The sequence below is a fragment of the Pseudomonas sediminis genome, assembly GCF_002741105.1.
Lineage (GTDB): Bacteria > Pseudomonadota > Gammaproteobacteria > Pseudomonadales > Pseudomonadaceae > Aquipseudomonas > Aquipseudomonas sediminis.
This window is the reverse complement of the sequence record NZ_NIQU01000004.1, coordinates 449,921-467,253: the sequence shown is the minus strand read 5'-3', so window position 1 is coordinate 467,253 and position 17,333 is coordinate 449,921. Positions and strand designations below refer to the sequence as shown.

Below are 17,333 nucleotides of genomic sequence, written 5' to 3'. Positions count from 1 at the left end.
TGGCGCGCCATATTGCTTCCATCGCAAAGAGAAAAGGCACGGCAATCCGATGGAAAATGCGCAACAGCAGACAGGGGCACGGGGCGCCCTACTGGAGTCAACGCCCGCCCACCGCGGGTTGCCAGACACAAACGACTCCAGGCCGGTCTCCGGGCTTGCGAGGGTCATGAACGCACCGCCTTCCCATGCGCTTGGCGCACAGTGGCGTTTCGATGCGGTCGCTCGCTTACCGTTGCGGGGGCAGCGTCGGACTTGAACCGACTTCCCGTTTCACCTCACGCGCGGCGGCGTGAGACACCTGAAGCGGGGCGGATATGACCACTCGCCTCCGCTCAAGTCAAGGCGCGGGACAGGTGTGGGAGGCGCTTTAGCGGCGATTGCTCTTCTGCAGGAGCGGCTGGCCGGCATTGCGCTTCAGCCGCGAAAGGGGGCGTTAAGCCTGCTCGTCGATGCGCAACTCCGGCAACGCCCTACCCGCCACCAGGCGCTCGTCGACCAGACGAATCACCGCCGCCTCGTCCTTGATGCCGTACCACTCGCCCTGTGGATAAAGGCTCGCGGTAGGCCCCAGGTCACAGGGAAACTGGCACTGGCTGCGGGTGATATGCACGCCGCCCACGCACTCCAGCTTGCCGGCGGCCTTGAGCCGCTGGCGCAGGGTTTTCCACAGGCCCAGCGCGCCCTTGCGCGTGCAGCGCGGGCCGTTGCACAGCAGCAGGCGTTGCGCATGCGGCGGAATCTGCGACCAGGCGTGGTGCTCCGGAACGGGCGGTACGTCGCTGCAGGGGAGATGCGCTTCGTGATGCGCCAACAGCGCGCCCAGTCCATCGAGCCAGCTGTCCTCCAGCGCCGTGCAGACCACGAACACTGCGGCTCCGTCGCCCCGTTCGGCGATGCGCTCGCGCAGCCAGTCGCGGTGCGCGGCATCGGCGCGCGGCTCCAGATCGACCACCAGCAGCGGACGTGGCGCCTCATCGATGGCCAGCCAGAAACCATCCTGCTCCGTGTCGTGCAGGTGCGCTTCACCGAGCAGCATTTCGATGCGCTGCCGCAGACGCTCGGCCGAGGCTCCACGACCCAGGCCGAGGCCGATGAACAGAACGCGGGCGTAGGGAGTTTGGCTCATGACAGTCTCCAGAACGGTCCGGCAGTCTAGCCGCTTCGGCACGATGTCCGTACCCCGAACGCATCCCGCGCGTCGACTCAGCTATCCGGTCTGACCGGTCGATACAGCATTTGCGCTGGATAACCACACATCGCCATGCGCCAAGCGCAGCACCCAGCGCAGATAAAAACTGCCTGACCGACGGTATTCAATCTGCATCAATGCTCTCTAGATCGGGCATCTCGTCATGTCGAACCACTGCCTGCCCAGCATGATCCGCGAGATGGGGGCTTGTCGGTTGGGAAAATTGCGCTTAGCCTGAACTGGTCAGACCGGTAAGACCATAAAAACAATCTGGCGTTCGCTTCTGGGCCTCCGTGAGGGCATGGATGACGCGCCGAACGGAGACCTCGACAATGCTCAAACTGCTCCCCCGCTCGCTCTTCCTGCAAGTCGTGATAGGCCTGGTGCTCGGCGTGTTGTGCGGCCTCAGCCTGCCCGAACTTTCCACCCAGCTGAAACCCCTTGGCGATGGCTTCATCAAGCTGATCAAGATGCTGATCGCGCTGATCGTCTTCTGCGTGGTGGTCAGCGGCATTTCCGGTGCCGGTGACCTGAAGAAAGTCGGCCGCATCGGCCTGAAATCGGTGATCTATTTCGAGGTACTGACCACCTTCGCCCTGATCCTCGGCCTGGTGGTGGCCTATGGTTTGGGCCTGGGCTCGGGCGCCAACCTCCACCTCAACGAGTTGTCGGCCAGCGACGCCGCGCTCTATGCAAGCCGCACCCAGGAGCTGCATGGCCCGGCGACCTTCATCATGGACTTGATCCCCACCTCGGTGCTGGGCGCATTCGCCGACAACAACATTCTCCAGGTGCTGCTGTTCGCCGTGCTGTTCGGCAGCGCGCTGAACCTGGTCGGCGAACAGGCCAGCGGCGTGGCCAAGCTGATCAACGAGTTCAGCCACGTTATCTTCCGCATCATGGGCATGATCGTGCGCCTGGCGCCGATCGGCGTATTCGGCGCCGTGGCCTTCACCACCAGCAAGTACGGCCTCGATTCGCTCAGCCACCTCGGCGCATTGGTAGCGGTGTTCTACGTAACCTGTTCCCTGTTCGTACTGATCGTCCTCGGCGGCGTCCTGCGCCTGTGCGGCGTGCCTCTGCTGCCCTTCCTGCGCTACTTCCGTGAGGAGCTGACCATTGTCATGGGCACGGCTTCGTCCGACGCCGTGCTGCCGCAGATCATGCGCAAACTTGAGCACATGGGCGTGCGCAGCTCCACCGTTGGCCTGGTGATTCCTACCGGCTACTCGTTCAACCTCGATGGCTTTTCCATCTACCTGACCCTGGCGGTAGTGTTCATCGCCCATGCCACCGGCACCGACCTGGCGATGAGCGACCTGATCACCATCCTGCTGGTCTCGCTGATCACCTCCAAGGGTGCCCACGGCATTCCCGGTTCGGCGCTGGTCATCCTCGCTGCGACCCTCACCGCGGTACCGGCCATCCCTGCGGCAGGCCTGGTGCTGGTGCTGGCGGTCGACTGGTTCATGGGCATAGGCAGGGCGCTGACCAACCTGATCGGCAACTGCACCGCCACCGTGGCCATCGCCCGCTGGGACAACGACATCGACCTGCAGCGCGCCCATGCGGTGCTCGACGGCAAGCTGAGTGCCCCTGGCCCAAGCCAGGGGTCCAGCCCGATGCGTGTGGCGGTAGGGCAGGAAAGCGAGGCGCGCGGCTGATGACAACCCGGGGCAGGTCTGCTCTCATCGCCAGGCCACAACGAGTGGCCAGCGGTGAGCGTGGCTTTGCCCGGGCGCGTGCCTGCACTCATCGTTTCGCGGTTTAGGGAGGCTCCATGTTTTCGTCATCCAAGCTGGTCGACGCGGTTGTCCGCAAGTTGCTCGCCCCCATAGAGCAGGGCCTGTGGCCAGTCGGTCAGATGCTGCCGGGCCAGCGCGAATTGGCCGAGCAGATGGAGGTCAGCCGCCCCAGCCTGCGCGAAGCAATCACCATCCTGGAAACCCTGGGCGTGGTGCGCTCACTGCCCGGCAAGGGCGTCATGGTGCTGGAGCGCCAGGGCACCGCGCTGCCCGAGGTACAGGCGCCGCCCAGCGCGACGATGGCCGACGTGCTGCAACTGCGCTATGCACTGGAGCCGTTCATCGTCGGTCTGGTCGCGCAGTCGCTCGATGGCTCCGAACTGAGCCAGCTGCGCCTGTTGCTGCTGGACATGCGTGAGGCGGTCGAGGACGGCGACATGCGTGCCCTCGCCAGCGCCTATACCAGCTTCCACCGCAAACTGGTGGCGCTCAGCTCTAACCCCATGTTCCTCAGCATTGCCAGGCAGATCGGCAGCGCGCTGGAGCAGAGCGACCAGTTGATCCGGCGCAACCCGGACTACGCCGAGGACATCCTCCAGGAACACGAGGCGATCCTGCGCGCCATTCGCCGCCAGGACAGCGAGCAGGCCAGCCAGGCGATGCGCCAGCACATCCTCAACGAAGGCACCCGCCTGAACATCAACCTCCGCGTGCCGCTGGCATAAAGCGCCGCCAACCGGCAAACCAATCCGACAATTTTTACCCAGGCGCTACGTGGGTACAGGCGCTCGCCTGCACGCAGCCCGAACCAGTCGACAGGTGTGATCATGAGTGCAAACGCAGCTGTTCAGCAGCCCATCCAGACCGCTCGCCAGGACGGCAGCGGCGCCAGACTCACCAGCAACTTCGTCTACCAGAGCATCTACGCGGCGATTCTGGAAAAACGGCTGCTGCCCACTGCCAAGCTGGACAAAGGTACTCTTGGGCGGATCTTCGGGGTCAGTGAATGGACCATACAGCGCGCTCTGACCAAGCTTGCCGAAGAAGGTGCGGTAACCATCGAGCCCAGGCAGGTCGCCCGGGTCAGCAGGCCCAGCGAACGCCAGGCCAGGCAGGTGCTGGAGGCGCGTCTGCTAGTTGAGGCGGAAGTCATCCGCCAACTCGGCCAGCACCTGGCAGACAGCCCATTGCACGCGCTGCACGCCCTGGTGGAAAACCAGCAGCGCTGCCTGGCAACAGGCGATGGCGCCGGCTTGATCGAGCAGGCCTGCCAGTTTCACCTGAAGCTGGCGGAGCTTGCCGGCAACAACCTGCTGCTGGAATTCCTTCGCAGCCTGCTGTCGCGTTCAGCGCTGAACATCGCGTTGAGCAGAGGTGCTGTCTATTCGGCGCGAACCTGCGAGGAACACCTGGCGCTGATAACGGCACTGGAAGCTGGTGACATCTCGTGCGCGACCCAATTGCTGGTCGGTCACCTCAATGGTGTATTCGACAGGATGTGCTTCGCACCCACACCGACGGCTGACCTGCATGCAGCATTCAAGGTCAGACGCACAGCCTGATCACCAGCGCGGCTCCCCCGTAGGGTGTGCCGCGCGCACCAGCTTGCCGCGTACCCCCTGAGGCGTATCCACCAACCGGTAAACTTCGCCGCGAAACCCCATATCAGAGGCGCTGCTGCAGCGCCTCCCACACAGCGTCCAGATCGGCGAACTCGCGCGCTACCACCGGCAGCGCCGGCCGACGTAATAGCAACACCGGCAATCCAAGCTCACGGGCGACTTGCAACTTCGGCTCGGTGGAGGCGCTGCCGCTGTTCTTGCTCACCAGCACGTCGCAGCGCAGGCGGGCGAACAGTGCACGCTCCTCATCCAACAAGAACGGCCCGCGCGCACCGATAATCTCGGCGCGCGGCGGCGCCGGCTCGGCCTGCAGGCAGCGCACCGTCCAGTGCTGGTGCTCAGGAATTTCATGCAGGTGCGTCAGTGGTTCGCGCCCGGAGGTGAAGAACGGCCGCTCGAACAGCGCCAGCGCGCGGGTCAGCTCATCCCAACCGTCCACTTCGCGCCAGTCGTCATCCGCGCCGGGCTGCCAGCCAGGGCGACGCAATGCCCAACACGGCACGTCTGCGATTTCTGCGGCGCGGGCCGCGTTGTGGCTGATCTGCGCCGCATAAGGGTGGGTCAGGTCCAGCAGCAGTTCGATGCCTTCGTCGGCGATAAAGGCTGCCAGGCCCTCGGCACCGCCGAAGCCGCCGACGCGCACGCGGCAGGCCAGGTCGTCCGGCACCCGACCAAGACCGGCCAGGCTGTACACCGTCTCCGGACCCAGCCGACGCGCCAGACGCAGCGCTTCGGTAGTGCCGCCAAGCAGCAGGAGTCGCGCGCTCACGGCTTGCGCACCATCAGCAGGGTAATCGGCAGCGCCGCACGCCAGGTGTCGAAGCCGCCCAGCGGCTGTGCCTGGGCCACGGTCAGACGCAGCAGTTCACCGCCATGCTGTTCACGGAAGGCGACCAACGCCGCCTCACTCTGAATGGTCACGGCATTGGCCAGCAGACGCCCGCCCGGCTTGAGCGCGCCCCAGCAAGTTTCCAGCACACCGGGCACGGTGACGCCGCCGCCGATAAAGATCGCATCTGGTGCGGATAGCCCGGCCAGGGCTTCGGGGGCATGCCCGGCGACCAGTTGCAGAGCGGGTACACCGAGGGCATCGCGATTGTGGCGGATATGTTCCTGGCGCCCCTCGTTGGCTTCGATGGCGATGGCGCGGCAGGCCGAGTGCGCGCGCATCCACTCGATGCCGATGGAGCCGCAGCCGGCGCCAACGTCCCATAGCAGCTCGCCGGGCAGCGGCGCCAGGCGCGCCAGGGTGACCGCGCGCACGTCGCGCTTGGTCAGTTGGCCGTCGTGACGGTAAGCGTCGTCCGGCAGGCCGCAGGTCGGTGGCAGCAGTTGTGCCCCGGCGTCGGCCAGACATTCCACAGCCAGCAGGTTGAGATCGGCGCCACGCGGCAGGTTCCAGCTCGCGGCCTGACCATCGATACGGCGCTCATCCGTCCCGCCAAGATGCTCCAGCAAGGTCAGCCGACTGGCGCCGAAACCACGCGTACGCAGGGCCTCGGCGACCTGCGCCGGCGTGTCACCATCGGCGCTCAATACCAGCAGGCGCGTACCGGGATAGAGACTGGCATTGAGCGTGGCCAGCGGCCGGCCGACCAACGACACCACCTCGACCTCCTGCAGCGGCCACCCCAGGCGCGCCGCTGCCAGTGACACCGAAGACGGTGCCGGCAATACCTGCAACTCATCGGCCTGCATCTGGCGTGCCAGGCTAGCGCCGACGCCATAGAACATCGGGTCGCCAGTGGCCAGCACACACACCGCGTCGCCGCGCTTCGCCAGCAGCGGTTGCAGGTCGAAGGGGCTCGGCCAGGTTTCCCGCTCGCCCGTGATGCACGGCGGCAACAGCGCCAGCTGGCGCGGCGCACCGACGATGCGCGTGGCCGCCAGCAGGGCGCGGCGCGCGGCCTTGCCCAGGCCGGGGTAGCCGTCTTCGCCGATGCCGACCAGGGTCAACCAGGGTTTCATCCAATGTCCTCGCACAGGCCCGACGGACCGCCTGTCCGCGCTCCGGGCAAAGCGGGCATAATAGCGCCTTCGTCGGTGCCCTTGAGTCGATACGACTCAACAGCGGGCCTAAGAGGGAATCCGGAGCGATCATTGATCGTGACCGAGCTGCCCCCGCAACTGTAAACAGCGAGTCTGTCGCCACTGTGCCACTGGGAAACCGGGAAGGCCGCGCCAGACGAAGACCTGTCAGCCAGGAGACCTGCCGACGAACGCTGGTCGCGAGTGCCAACATCGGGCGGGGTGTACCGATGCCATGGAGTCCCCTATGGGATTTCGCTGGTTCGGTCGCCGCGTCGTTATCCACAGGTGACCGCTTGCCCACATCCGTCCGCCCTTCCGCCTGCCCCGGCCTGCTGCGCATCGTGCCTGCGCTGGACGGTGGCATCTGCCGCATCAAGCTGCCCGGCGGCGTACTGCTCAGCACCCAGGCGCGGGCGATTGCCGAGGCAGCGCGGCAGCATGCCAGTGGCGTGCTGGAGCTGACCAACCGCAGCAACCTGCAGATTCGTGGTGTACTACCTGGCCAGGAAGCGCCACTGATCGACGCCCTACTCAGCGCCAATCTCGGGCCGCGCGTGGCCGCCGCCGACGACGTGCGCAACCTGCTGCTCAGCCCCGCCGCCGGCCTCGACCCGCAGGCACGGATGGACATGCGCCCGCTAGCCAGCCAACTGCTCGACCTGTTGCAGGACACCCCAGCGCTGCATGCCCTGTCACCCAAATTCGCCCTGCAACTGGATGGCGGCGAAGCCCTGGCCATGCGCGAACACCCGCACGATCTGTGGCTGGCCGCCGACAACGAACAGCACCTGCTGCTGGGCCTGGCCGGCTGCCCCTTTGATACGCCTCTGGCGCGCATCGAAGCGACCCAGGCAGTCGAGCTGGTGCGCCAGCTCCTGCTGCTGTTCCTCGAACTGGCGAGTCCCGAGCAATCGCGCATGCGCCAGTTGCTGCAACAGATCCCAGCCGACGAACTGCTGCGACGTCTGCAAACGCGTCTGGATTTTTCCTTGCAACCGGTGCCGGTCAATTGGCAGCCGACCGTCCCGCTCGACCACGTCCCGGCAGGTATTTATCCACAGGCGCAGAGCAGCCTGTGTATGGTCGCTGCTGGCGCCCAGCTAGGCCGGCTACATGCCGAACAACTGATGATGCTGGCCCAGCTGAGCGAGCACCACGGCGATGGAAAATTACGCCTGACGCCCTGGCAGGGCGTGCTGCTGGGCAATGTGCCGGAAGCCGCCAGCGTTGAGCTGTTGGCTGCGCTAGGTAAGCTCGGCCTGCTGACGCATATCGACGAACCGTTGCTCGGTCTGGTCGCCTGCACCGGCTCGGCGGCCTGCGCGCGCGGCCTGGCCGATAGCAAACACCACGCCCTGCACCTGGCAGAGTTGCTGCGCGAAAGCGGTGCCCGCCCGCAGGTGCATCTCAGCGCCTGCCCGCGCAGTTGCGCCAGCGCCCGCGTGCAGCCCTATACCCTGCTGGCCAGCACGCCCGACCACTACCAGCTCTATCAACGCACGCCCGAGGCGCCCGGCTTTGGCCGCCTACTGGTGCCAGCCATGACCATCGACGAAGCCGGCGCCTGGTTCGCCCGCCAACACCCCGCAGGAACCCCCGATGCTTGATTACATCCGCGACGGACAGGAAATCTACCGCCGCTCCTTCGCCACCATCCGCGCCGAGGCCAACCTCGAAGGCATCCCCGCCGACCTGGAAAAACTCGCCGTGCGGGTGATCCACGCCTGCGGCATGGTCGACGTGGTGGAAGACCTGCGCTTCTCCCCCGGTGCCGGTGCCGCCGGTCGCGCCGCCCTGCTGGCCGGTGCGCCGATCCTCTGCGATGCACGCATGGTCGCCGAAGGCATCACCCGCCCGCGCCTGCCGGCAGGCAACAAGGTGATCTGCACCCTGCACGATGCCGGCGTGCCGGAGCTGGCCCGCGAAGTCGGCAACACCCGCTCGGCCGTAGCCCTGGAGCACTGGCGCGAGCATCTGGAAGGCAGCGTGGTGGTGATCGGCAATGCGCCCACCGCGCTGTTCTACCTGCTGGAAATGCTCGACGCCGGTGCGCCGAAACCGGCGTTGATCATCGGCATGCCGGTGGGCTTTATCGGCGCGGCAGAATCGAAAGATGCGCTGGCCGCGGACAGCCGCGACGTGCCCTACGTGATCGTCCGTGGCCGTCGTGGCGGCAGCGCCATGGCGGTAGCGGCGGTCAACGCCCTCGCCTCGGAGGTGGAGTGATGGCTGGCCGTCTGCTTGGTCTGGGCGTCGGCCCCGGCGACCCCGAGCTGCTGACCCTCAAGGCCCTGCGCCTGTTGAAAAGCGCACCCGTGGTGGCCTACTTCGTGGCCAAGGCCAAGCACAATGCCGGCCATGGCGGTAATGCCTTCGGTATCATCGAGGAACATCTGGACGCCGCCCAGCAGCGCCAGCCGCTGGTCTACCCGGTGACCACCGAAAAGCTCGCCCCGCCGCTGAGCTATGAGGATGTGATCGCCGATTTTTACGACACCTGCGCGCAGCAGATCGCCCAATTGCTGGACGCCGGCCAGGACGTGGCGGTGATCTGCGAAGGCGACCCGTTCTTCTACGGCTCCTACATGTACCTGCACGACCGCCTGGCCGACCGCTACGAGGTGGAAGTGGTGCCCGGCGTGTGCTCGATGCTCGGCTGCGCCTCGGTGCTCGGCACGCCACTGGTCTATCGCAACCAGAGCTTGAGCGTGCTCTCCGGCGTGCTGCCGGAAGACGAGCTGGAGCAGCGTCTGCGCGACGCCGAAGCCGCCGTGGTGATGAAGCTCGGGCGCAACTTCGACAAGGTGCGCCGCGTGCTGCGCAAGCTCGGTCTGGACGACCGCGCCCATTACGTCGAACGCGCGACCATGGCCAGCCAGAAGATCGTCGCGCTGGACGAGGTGGAGCCGATGGATTCGCCGTACTTTTCCATGATTCTGGTGCCCGGCCAGAAATGGCGGGGCTAATCCCGTAGGGCGGGTGCAACCCGCCGGCAGCGAACTGGCGGGTTGCACCCGCCCTACCCGTTTCGAGACCGTAGCCCGGATGCAATCCGGGAAACCCATTCCCCGGATTGCATCCGGGCTACAGGATTTACCGCATGAACATCGTCATCCTCGGCGCCAGCGCGCTGGCCACTGCACAACGTCTCAAGACGCTTTATCCACAGGCCGTGATCCATGGTCTGCGCGGCCGTGCCGAGGGCGCCGAGCGCCACTACGACGAGTTCGGCGAGCACCTGCGCACCCTGTATCGCGCCGGTCAACCGCTGGTGGTGCTGTGCGCCGCTGGCATCGTCATCCGCAGCCTTGCCGCGCTGCTGGCGGAGAAAGGCGCCGAGCCGCCGGTGCTGGCCCTGGCCGAGGATGGCAGCGCCGTGGTGCCGCTGCTCGGCGGCCTGGCTGGGGTCAATCGCCTGGCTCGCGAGATCGCCGCGCACCTGGGTGTGACGCCGGCCATCACCACCAGCGGCGAGCTGCGCTTCGGCACCTGCCTGCTGGAGCCGCCTGCCGGCTACGCGTTGGCCGATCTGCAGCAAGGCAAGCGCTTCGTCAGCGACCTGCTCGGCGGCGAAAAGGTGCGCATTGAAGGCCAGGCGCCCTGGCTGGACGCCGCGCAGTTGCCTGTGGATAACGCTGCCAATCGTGTGATCCACATCACCGCGCAGGCACGCCCGGCGCAGCCGGACGAACTGCTGATCCACCCACGCTGCGCGGCCGCGCTGATCGAACGCCCCGATGCCGACCTGTCGGCGCGGCTGCAACAGGCGCTGAGCGATGCCGACCTGGCACCAGAAACACTGGCGGTGCTACTCGCGGACAAAAGCTGCATGGCCAACGCCGACTTGCACGCAGCAGCGCAGGCACTGAACCTGCCACTGCGCTTTATCCACAACACCACCGAGCTGCCGCCGGAGCACCATGCCGGCGATGACCTGCGCCTGCTGCTGAGCGAACAACCTCTGGATATCGAGCGCCTCGGCCAGCGCCGTGGCCGCCTAAGCGTGGTCGGCCTCGGCCCCGGCGCCGCCGAACACATGACCCCCGCCGTGCGCCGCGCCCTCGACGAGGCCGAAGACCTGCTCGGCTACGACACCTACGTGAAGATGGCCGGCCCGCTGCGCGCCGATCAATGCCTGCATCCCAGCGACAACCGCGAGGAGTTGCAGCGCGCCGCCCACGCCTTCGAACTGGCCGCCAGCGGCCGCCGGGTCGTGATGATCTCCTCCGGCGATCCCGGCGTATTCGCCATGGCCGCCGCCGTGATGGAGGCCCTGGAAAACCCGCAAAGCGAGGCCTGGCATGGCGTCGAGCTGGAAGTACTGCCAGGAGTTTCCGCCGCCCTGGCCACCGCCGCCAAGGCTGGCGCGCCGCTGGGCCACGACTTCTGCCTGATCTCCCTATCGGACAACCTCAAGCCCTGGGCGGTGATCGAGAAACGCCTGCAGCACGCCGCCATCGCCGACCTGGCCATGGCCTTCTACAACCCGATTTCCAAATCCCGCCCCTGGCAGCTTGGCCGCGCGCTCGACTTGCTGCGCCAGCACCGCGCGCCGGAAACCCTGGTGGTGCTCGGCCGCGATATCGGCCGCCCCGCCGAGGCGCTGCGCAGCCTGACCCTCGGCGAGCTGACGCCGGAGATGGTCGACATGCGCACCCTGGTGATCATCGGCTCCAGCCAGACTCGTCGCTTCCCGCGCGCCGACGGCGGTGAGTGGGTCTACACGCCGCGCTGGTATCCAGCGCAGGCCGACTAAACCATCGCCCTCAAGCAGGATTGCCAAGCGTTTGTAGGAGCGGATTTATCCGCGAATTTCGCGGCTGAAGCCGCTCCTACAGATCAAGGTGCTTGGTTTTATCCACAGCCCCTACCATCTGCACAAACGTTCTAGGCACGCCTGGCAAACGGGTTAAGCTCAAGCGTTCAACTTTCCACCGCGGGCAACAGGCGATGAACGCGCAGTCATGGGTCGACCTCAAGCAGGATGCCGATACCGGCATCGAGGTGATCCGTGCGCATTTCGAGGGCCACGCCTACGACCCGCACTGGCACGACAGCTACCTGATCGGCTTCACCGAACAGGGCGTACAGCAGTTCCACTGCCGCCGTGCGCTGTTCAGTAGCGTACCTGGCCAGACCTTCTTCCTCGAACCCGGCGATATCCATGACGGCCATGCGCCGACACCTGGCGGCTTCACCTATTCCACGCTCTACCTTGAGCCAGCCTGGCTGGAAAAGGCATTGCCGGCGCTGTTCGAGCAGGCACCCTCCGACTGCGTGCCCGGCGTGCCGCGCACGCAGCCGGACGATCCCGGCCTGCTGCCCTGTATCGCCAATGCCCTGCAGGCGTTGAGCGACAATGAGCCACGCATGGTCCGCGACGCGGCACTGGATGCGCTGCTGGAGCGGATCTCGCGCAGCCTGCACTGGCGCCAGCGCCTGCCGGGCAACCCACAGATCGCCAGCGTGGCCCTGCGCGCCCGCGACTACCTGCACGCGCACTTTCACGAGAACATCGGCCTCGACGAACTGGCGCGGGCCTGCGGCGTCGACCGTTTTCGCCTCAGCCGCGCCTTCAAGGCGGCCTTCGGCATCGCCCCGCACGGTTACCTGATACAACTGCGGCTGGTGCGCGCGCGGCGTTTGCTGGCCCTCGGCACCTCACCGGCGGATGTCGCCAGCGACCTGGGTTTCGCCGACCAGAGCCACCTGGGCCGCTGGTTCCGCCGCGCCAACGGCGTTACCCCAGGTGCCTACCGCAACCTCTGCACAAAGCTTCAAGACCACGGCTAGAACGAGCCGGACAATCGCGCCATACCCAATATGGAGCGATGCCCAATGCCTTTCCCCGCCCGGCGAGCCCAGCCATGAACCAGTGGCTGCCCTTCATCCTCTTCGCCTCAGTAGCGTCGATCACCCCCGGTCCGACCAACCTGCTGATCCTCGGCAGCGCTGCCCGCTTCGGCCTGTCCATCGCCCTGGCCATCGCGGTAGGGGCGAGCCTGAGCGCCAGCCTGATGCTGCTGGTGGTCGGCCTGGGCCTAGGGGAACTGCTGGCCCGCGCCCCGCTGTTGCAGACGGCGATGACCTGGGCCAGCGCCGCCTGGATCAGCTGGATGGCCTGCAAGCTGATGCGCGCCGAAGCCGCTGGCCTGGACGAGCGCCGCGTCGACCAACGCCAGGGTTTCATCCAAGGCGCCGGCCTGCAACTGATCAATCCCAAGACTTGGCTGATGACCGTCTCGGTCACGGCGATCTTCCTCGACGGCCAGGCCTCATTCGGTGCGGTAGCGAGCTACGCGACGCTGTTCCTGCTGGTGTCCACGCCCTGCCTGTTGGCCTGGGGAGTACTGGGCGCCGGTGGTGCGCGCCTGTTACGGCAACCGACCAGGCTGCTGTTGTTCAACCGCTGCATGGCCGTTCTACTGCTCGCTTCGGTGTGGCTGCCGCTAATGACAAACCTGTAGGAGTGCCGCCCCGGCGCGAAGCGATTGCAGCGATGCCGCCATACCGAGGCTATCCACCACATTCGCCGCGAGGCGCGGCTCCTACAACGCGCCGCCCTGACGGCGGAAGGTGCCGGGCGCCAAGCCAAAGCGCTGGCGGAATAGCTTGCCCAGGTGGCTGGCATCGCTGACACCGATCTCGTCGGCAAGCTGCGCCAGGCTGTGGCTGGAGTTGAGCAGACGCCAGCGCACATGTTGCAGGCGTAGCTCATTCCAGTATTCGCGCGCACTCATGCCCTGGCTGGCCTGAAACAGGCGATCGAGCTGACGGCGGCTGATGCCGACACTGGCCGCCAGCTGCTCGATGCCATCGGCGCTGGCCAGGCCGTGGCGCATCAGGGCGATGGCGCGGTCTACATGGCGCTCGCCGCTCGATGTCGTGTGCAACGAGCGCAGCGCGTGCTGGCCGCTGCGCGTTTCGTCCACCAGCATATCGGCCAAGCCCTTGAGCGCCCGTGCCCGGCCGCTGCCCTGAGCCAGCAGCTCCACCGCCAGATCGATGGCTGCGGTGCCGCCGGCGCAGGAAATCCGCGCACCATCGAGGCAATACAAACGCTCGCGAGCCAGGCGCAGCTGCGGAAAGCTGGCGCGAAATTCCGCTTCATGGCGCCAGTGCACCGCCACCCGATGACCATCGAGCAGGCCGCAGGCGGCGAGCAGGAAGCTGGCATTGTCGATCGCCACCAGCTTCACCCCGGCACGTGCGGCGCGCCGCAGTAACGCCTGATAGTCCGGCGCCAGCGCAGCAGTAGCCTGCGCATTACGCCCGCCGAACAGCACCAGATAGTCGAAGTCAGCCAGATCGAGTTGCTCGGGTGTGGCCTCGATACGCAGCGCAGCACCGCTGCTGGACGACACATGCCCAGGCTGCAGGCCGAGGATCGTCCAGGCGCAGTAGCGCTGGCGGCTGTAGTCCTCGTCGTCAGCGCTGAAGCGCAACTTGTCGAGAAAGCCACCGAAGGGCAGCAGGGCGAACTCCGGCAGCGGCAGCAGGAGAAAACGCAGGTCGGGGCTTGCGGTCATACACAGTCCAGAATCAACCGTTAGATGACCAAAATCTACCTCATTCTCAACCCAGCCGCTGACTAGACTGGCCGCGTATTCACAGGAGACCCGTATGGCCCTCGAACTCTGGCTCGTCTACTTCGTCGCCACCCTCGGCCTGGCGCTGACGCCCGGCCCCAACAGCCTGCTGGCGCTGACCCACGGCGGGCTGTATGGCGCGCGCATGGCGCTGGCCACCATCCTCGGCGGCGTGGTCGGCTTCAGTGCCTTGATCGCCCTGGCCATGTTCGGCCTCAGCGCGCTGCTCAAGACCGCTCCCACCGCGCTGCTGGCGCTGAAGTGGATCGGCGGCGCCTACCTGATCTGGCTGGGTGTGCAGCTGTGGCGCTCACCGCCGATGAACCTGACCCTGGCCGACAGCGGCACCCGCCCCAGCGCCAGCCGTTTGTTTCGCCAGGGCCTGCTGTCGGCGCTGTCCAATCCCAAGGTGATCCTGTTCTACGGCGCCTTCCTGCCGCAGTTCCTCGACCCACAGCGCGGCCTGGCCGTGCAGTTCGTGGTGATGGCGGCGACCTTCGCCGTGGTCGAGTTCCTCGTCGAGCTGCTGCTGGCGCTGCTGGCCTTCCGCGTACGGCCCTGGCTCCAGCGCGGCGGCCGCACCTTTAACCGCAGTTGCGGCGTGCTCTTCGTGCTGATCGGCGTGGCGCTGCCGCTGGCGCGCTAAGCACGCCGGGCATCAGGCCTTGAGTGCCTCACCAATCGCGTAGTAATTCCCGCCCGCCACGTGATGCAGGCTGCGCAGGCTCGGGTCGGCCGTCTCGAAATGCCAGCGACCGTCGCGAAACACGCGCTCGTCCGCCCAGGCCGCAATCACCTCGCCAATGAACAGGTCATAGGCCTGCTGGTTGTGCGGCTCATCGAGCAGCCGGCAGACCAGCCAAGCTGAGCAGCCCGCCACCAGCGGCACATCGTGGCCTGCCATCTCGAACAACTCGACCCCGGCATGCGCCAGCTTCGCCGGATCATCGGCCAGGCTGGCGTTGCCCACCGCCTGAGTCAGTTGCAGTTGCGCCACGGTCGGCACCTGGATGGCGAACAGGCCGCTGCCCTCGATCAGCGCGCGGGTACGAGTGGCCTTGTCGATCACCACGGTGAGCTTCGGCGGATCGAAATCCAGGGCGCAGCACCAGGCTGCCGCCATGACGTTATCCACAGCCTGATGACGTGCCGACACCAGCACGGTCGGCCCGTGGTTGAGCAGACGGTAGGCCTTGGCCAGGTCGACGGAATGGATGGACGCGCTCATGCAGGCTCCTGAAAACGAAAAAGGCGCTTGCATGCTGGCCCGTGAAGGCCCGCATCGCAAGCGCCTGTCTTAGCAACAGGGGATTAGAACTCCTGCGTGGTCGGACGCAGGACGATCTCGTTGATGTCGACGTCGGCCGGCTGCTCGATGGCGTAGGCGATGGCGCGTGCCACCGATTCCGCCGGAATCGCCTGCTTGTAGAAGTCGACGACGAAGTCGCGGCTCTGCTGGTGCGAGCTGCCGAACTTCAGCTCCGAATCCACTGCACCCGGTTCGATGGTGGTGGTGCGGATGCTGCCACCGACCTCATGGCGCAGGCCTTCGGAAATGGCGCGTACGGCGAACTTGGTGCCGCTGTAGACGGTGCCGCCCGGGCTGAACACCTTGATCCCGGCCACCGAGGCGATGTTGATGAAGTGCCCGGCATTCTGTTGCTGGAATACCGGCAGCGCAGCGGCGATGCCGTACAGCACGCCTTTGATGTTGATGTCGATCATGCGTTCCCACTCCTCGACGCGTACGTCGCTCAGTGGTGCGATGGCCATCAGCCCGGCGTTGTTGACCAGCACATCGACACGGCCGAAGGTGTCCAGTGCACCCTGGATCAGGGCTTTCACCTCATCGGCGCGGGTCACGTCAGTCTGGTAGGCCACGGCCTCGCCACCTGCGGCGACCAGTTCGCTGACCAGTTGCTCGAGACGCTCCTTGCGCCGTGCGGCCAGCACTACCTTGGCGCCCAGTTGGCTCAGATGACGGGCGGTCGCTTCGCCCAGGCCGCTGCTGGCGCCGGTAATGACCACGACCTTGCCGGAAATGTTGTTGCTCATGAGTAAGCCCTCTCTGGATTCATGGGAGTGTCCGCGCCATACGCCGGACATAGGCTCACCTTAGAGACGATTTAAGTTTCAATGAATGGAAGAGTTTGGATTAGGCTATTCCAGTTTTTGGAATACAAAGGCGCCCCGACATGCTCAATCGCATGGAGATGATCCGCATCTTCTGCAGCGCAACCGACTGCAGCAATTTCCGCGAGGCGGCGACTCGCCTGGGGGTTTCCCCACAGGCGGTGACCCGTGCGATCAAGGCGCTGGAGGAGGAACTGGGCGAGATCCTGTTCCACCGCAACACCCGCCAGGTGCATATCACCGCCTTCGGCGAGGCCTATGCACTGCGCGCCCGGCAGATGCTGGAGGACTTCGATGCGCTGTTTCGCGGCCATCGCGCCGAAACCGAATCGGCCATCGCCGGGCGTATCGGCATCACCGCGCCGCAGGCCATCGGCAAGCGCTTTCTGGTGGGCTTCCTGCAGCCCTTGCTCAAGCAGCACCCGCAACTGGTGCTGAACCTGCGCCTGGAGGACGAGATCACCGACGCGGTGGAAGCGCAGATCGACATCGGCATCCGCGTCGGCTTTCTGCGTGACAGCCGCTACGTCGCGCGCGCCCTGGCGCCGGTGCCGTTGCAGGTGGTGGCCACGCCGCAACTGATCGCTGCCAGCGGCGTGCCGCGCAGCCTCGATGAGCTGCAGCAGCGGCCGCTGTCGGTGCTGATCGACCGCAAGAACGGCCGCCCCTGGCCGTGGACCTTCGCTCACGGCCCCAGCCTGCATCCGCCCGCGCCAGCGCTGGTGTGTGACGACCCCGAAGCCGAGCTGGAGGCCGTGCTCGCCGGCCTGGCCTACGGCCAGCTACCCGCCTACCTGGCGCAGCCCTACCTGGAGAGCGGCCGCCTACAGGCGGTGCTGACCGAGCAGGCACCCGATCCCTGGCAGCTGTTCATCTACCGCCCGCAGCAAGGCCCGGTGCCGCCAAGGGTGCGCCTGGTGTTCGATCACCTGCGCACCTGCTTCTCCGACCCGGCGCAATTTCCCCAAGGCTGAGGTCGCTCACGGCAACGCCGCTGTCGCCTGCGAAGCGCCCGCCCCGCCCA

17 protein-coding genes and 2 riboswitches are annotated in these 17,333 nt (G+C 66.3%); of the genes, 11 read left to right on the top strand and 6 right to left on the bottom strand.

Going from position 1 to position 17,333, the window contains the following annotated elements:
- Window positions 1-123: 123 nt before the first annotated feature.
- A riboswitch (cobalamin riboswitch) is annotated at window positions 124-317 on the bottom strand.
- Between the two features lie 116 nt (window positions 318-433).
- Window positions 434-1,126: a (2Fe-2S) ferredoxin domain-containing protein gene (locus tag CDO35_RS12795; protein WP_099525102.1), complete on the bottom strand. Its 693-nt coding sequence runs from the start codon at window positions 1,124-1,126 to the stop codon at window positions 434-436.
- A gap of 395 nt (window positions 1,127-1,521) precedes the next feature.
- Here CDO35_RS12795 and CDO35_RS12790 point away from each other — a divergent pair, with 395 nt between their 5' ends.
- The 3 genes from CDO35_RS12790 to CDO35_RS12780 all read left to right on the top strand — a co-directional run bounded on the left by CDO35_RS12790 (window position 1,522) and on the right by CDO35_RS12780 (window position 4,496).
- Window positions 1,522-2,853 (top strand): C4-dicarboxylate transporter DctA, encoded by a 1,332-nt coding sequence (locus CDO35_RS12790; RefSeq protein WP_099525101.1) that lies wholly within the window; start codon window positions 1,522-1,524, stop codon window positions 2,851-2,853.
- Between the two features lie 116 nt (window positions 2,854-2,969).
- Complete coding sequence (locus CDO35_RS12785; RefSeq protein ID WP_099525100.1) at window positions 2,970-3,659, top strand: FadR/GntR family transcriptional regulator; 690 nt, start codon at window positions 2,970-2,972, stop codon at window positions 3,657-3,659.
- Between the two features lie 102 nt (window positions 3,660-3,761).
- Window positions 3,762-4,496 carry a GntR family transcriptional regulator gene (locus CDO35_RS12780; protein ID WP_099525099.1) on the top strand — a complete coding sequence of 245 codons (735 nt, stop codon included), beginning with the start codon at window positions 3,762-3,764 and terminating at the stop codon, window positions 4,494-4,496.
- 103 nt (window positions 4,497-4,599) lie between these two features.
- Here the strand turns inward: CDO35_RS12780 and CDO35_RS12775 are convergent, their stop codons facing one another.
- Both CDO35_RS12775 and cbiE read right to left on the bottom strand, forming a co-directional pair.
- Complete coding sequence (locus CDO35_RS12775; protein WP_099525098.1) at window positions 4,600-5,325, bottom strand: cobalt-precorrin-6A reductase; 726 nt, start codon at window positions 5,323-5,325, stop codon at window positions 4,600-4,602.
- The gene (gene cbiE / locus CDO35_RS12770; protein ID WP_099525097.1) at window positions 5,322-6,524 is read right to left on the bottom strand and encodes a precorrin-6y C5,15-methyltransferase (decarboxylating) subunit CbiE; all 1,203 of its coding nucleotides are present in this window, start codon (window positions 6,522-6,524) and stop codon (window positions 5,322-5,324) included. The genes CDO35_RS12775 and cbiE overlap by 4 nt, the downstream gene beginning before the upstream one ends.
- Before the next feature lie 56 nt (window positions 6,525-6,580).
- Window positions 6,581-6,787, top strand: a riboswitch (cobalamin riboswitch).
- 93 nt (window positions 6,788-6,880) lie between these two features.
- On the opposite strand from cbiE, the gene cobG reads away from it, so the two are divergent.
- The 6 genes from cobG (at window position 6,881) to CDO35_RS12740 (ending at window position 13,054) form a co-directional block, all read left to right on the top strand.
- Window positions 6,881-8,194: a precorrin-3B synthase gene (cobG, locus tag CDO35_RS12765; RefSeq protein WP_099525096.1), complete on the top strand. Its 1,314-nt coding sequence runs from the start codon at window positions 6,881-6,883 to the stop codon at window positions 8,192-8,194.
- The gene (locus tag CDO35_RS12760) at window positions 8,187-8,813 is read left to right on the top strand and encodes a precorrin-8X methylmutase (RefSeq protein ID WP_099525095.1); all 627 of its coding nucleotides are present in this window, start codon (window positions 8,187-8,189) and stop codon (window positions 8,811-8,813) included. Before cobG ends, CDO35_RS12760 begins: the two co-directional genes overlap by 8 nt.
- Window positions 8,813-9,553, top strand: coding sequence for a precorrin-2 C(20)-methyltransferase (locus CDO35_RS12755; RefSeq protein WP_099525094.1), 741 nt, complete (start codon window positions 8,813-8,815; stop codon window positions 9,551-9,553). Before CDO35_RS12760 ends, CDO35_RS12755 begins: the two co-directional genes overlap by 1 nt.
- Before the next feature lie 134 nt (window positions 9,554-9,687).
- Window positions 9,688-11,343, top strand: coding sequence for a precorrin-3B C(17)-methyltransferase (cobJ, locus tag CDO35_RS12750; protein ID WP_099525093.1), 1,656 nt, complete (start codon window positions 9,688-9,690; stop codon window positions 11,341-11,343).
- A 194-nt stretch (window positions 11,344-11,537) separates the two neighbouring features.
- Complete coding sequence (locus CDO35_RS12745; protein ID WP_099525092.1) at window positions 11,538-12,380, top strand: AraC family transcriptional regulator; 843 nt, start codon at window positions 11,538-11,540, stop codon at window positions 12,378-12,380.
- A 74-nt stretch (window positions 12,381-12,454) separates the two neighbouring features.
- The gene (locus tag CDO35_RS12740; RefSeq protein WP_243699076.1) at window positions 12,455-13,054 is read left to right on the top strand and encodes a LysE family translocator; all 600 of its coding nucleotides are present in this window, start codon (window positions 12,455-12,457) and stop codon (window positions 13,052-13,054) included.
- Between the two features lie 81 nt (window positions 13,055-13,135).
- On the opposite strand, the gene CDO35_RS12735 is transcribed toward CDO35_RS12740, so the two are convergent.
- Entirely contained in the window at window positions 13,136-14,116 is a 981-nt protein-coding gene (locus tag CDO35_RS12735; RefSeq protein WP_099525090.1) for a GlxA family transcriptional regulator, read from the bottom strand.
- A 94-nt stretch (window positions 14,117-14,210) separates the two neighbouring features.
- Between CDO35_RS12735 and CDO35_RS12730 the strand changes: the two genes are divergently transcribed.
- Window positions 14,211-14,822 carry a LysE family translocator gene (locus tag CDO35_RS12730; RefSeq protein WP_099525089.1) on the top strand — a complete coding sequence of 204 codons (612 nt, stop codon included), beginning with the start codon at window positions 14,211-14,213 and terminating at the stop codon, window positions 14,820-14,822.
- Window positions 14,823-14,834: 12 nt separating this feature from the next.
- Here the strand turns inward: CDO35_RS12730 and CDO35_RS12725 are convergent, their stop codons facing one another.
- Both CDO35_RS12725 and CDO35_RS12720 read right to left on the bottom strand, forming a co-directional pair.
- Window positions 14,835-15,404 (bottom strand): flavin reductase family protein, encoded by a 570-nt coding sequence (locus CDO35_RS12725; RefSeq protein WP_099525088.1) that lies wholly within the window; start codon window positions 15,402-15,404, stop codon window positions 14,835-14,837.
- A gap of 83 nt (window positions 15,405-15,487) precedes the next feature.
- Window positions 15,488-16,231, bottom strand: a complete 744-nt coding sequence (locus tag CDO35_RS12720) for an SDR family oxidoreductase (RefSeq protein ID WP_099525087.1) — start codon at window positions 16,229-16,231, stop codon at window positions 15,488-15,490.
- A gap of 140 nt (window positions 16,232-16,371) precedes the next feature.
- On the opposite strand from CDO35_RS12720, the gene CDO35_RS12715 reads away from it, so the two are divergent.
- Complete coding sequence (locus tag CDO35_RS12715; protein ID WP_099525086.1) at window positions 16,372-17,283, top strand: LysR family transcriptional regulator; 912 nt, start codon at window positions 16,372-16,374, stop codon at window positions 17,281-17,283.
- Window positions 17,284-17,333: the final 50 nt, after the last annotated feature.